We start from the raw sequence: 1280 nt of genomic DNA, 5'->3' as shown, positions 1-1280 counted from the left end.
GCCCCTGACGAACCGGGCCTGAATGCGGCGGCCCGGCCCGGCGACCCGAAACCGACCTTATCGAAGTGGACGAGGCGCATGATGAACAGCTTGTTGCGGGCCACGCGCGACGCGGGACAGATCCCGCTCTCCTGGGCCGGCTCGACCCTGGAGATGGACTATCTGAACTTCGGCGACGCGCTCAGTCCCGTCATGGTGGCGCTGCTGTCCGGGCTGGATGTCGCCCGCGTCCCGACCAAGTCGAAATCCGTCCGCATGGGCGCGGTCGGCACGATCGGCCATGGCTTCGAGGGCGGTGAGGTCTGGTTCTGGGGCACCGGCTGCTCCGGCTGGAAGAATCCGTCGGCGCCGGTGCCGGAGCGGCTGCCCTTCACCGTGCCGCCGGACTCCACCTTCCACGTCCCGGCCAGCCGCGGCCCGGTCTCGGCCAGGCTGCTCGGCGGCAAGGCCAAGGGCGGCGTCTATGGCGACCCGGTCTGGCTGCTGCCGCGCTTCTACAAGCCGAAGGTCGAGAAGAAGTGGGATGTCGGCGTCATCCTGCATCTGTCGGAGCTGGCGGACCGGTCCTTCGCCCAGGCCAATCCGCGCGCCGACTACAAGCGCTTCGAAGTGCCGGCCGAGCTCGCCGGCAAGGTGCATCTGATCAGCACCGTGACGCCGATCGGCATCGGCGGCCTCAAGGACAAGGTCGACGAGATCCTGGCCTGCCGGCGCATCGTCTCGACCAGCCTGCACGGCATGGTGATCGCCGAGAGCTACGGCATCCCCTGCCTGTACTTCTCGCCGCAGGGCAACGAGGCCGGGCTGGTGCAGACCGATCTCGACCCGAACGGCACGACCGACCTGCGGATCGTCGATCTCTACACCGGCATCGGCAAGCCGAAGATCTGGAGCTACGGCCAGCCGCGCAATCTCGCCACCGACTGGCAGGACGTGATCGAGACCATCGATGACGTCTGGGAGCCGGTGTCGATCGACGAGGACGCGCTGATCAACGCCTTCCCGCTCGAGGCCAAGCCGCTGGCGGCGCCGGCCGGCAAGACCGTGTGGGACCACCCGGTGCTGACCGGGCTGGTTCTGCAGCATTCCGTGGAGGAGCTGCGCCGGGAGGACCGCAAGCGGGTCGCCCTGGCGCGGGCCGGCGGGGCCAAGGCGGAGGCACCGGCCGTCGCCGTCGCCGCCGCCAAGCCCGCCCCGGCCCTCAAGGTAGTCTCCGCCATGACCGTTCCCTCGACTCCCGCCGCCAAGCCCGCCGCAGCCGCCTCCGCCTCCGGCGCCCC

At 70.1% G+C, this 1280-nt stretch carries 1 protein-coding gene; it reads left to right on the top strand.

Features of this window, described 5'->3' with window-relative positions; all coding sequences use genetic code 11:
- Window positions 1–81 precede the first annotated feature (81 nt).
- On the top strand, window positions 82–1280 hold a 1199-nt coding region (locus P409_RS41360), incomplete at its 3' end, for a polysaccharide pyruvyl transferase family protein (RefSeq protein ID WP_202964909.1).

Origin of the sequence: Inquilinus limosus MP06 (genome assembly GCF_000767795.1) — a bacterium.
GTDB classification, from domain to species: Bacteria; Pseudomonadota; Alphaproteobacteria; order DSM-16000; family Inquilinaceae; genus Inquilinus; species Inquilinus limosus_E.
Note: the sequence above shows the minus strand (reverse complement) of the source record. Positions and strands in the feature narration are given on the sequence as shown.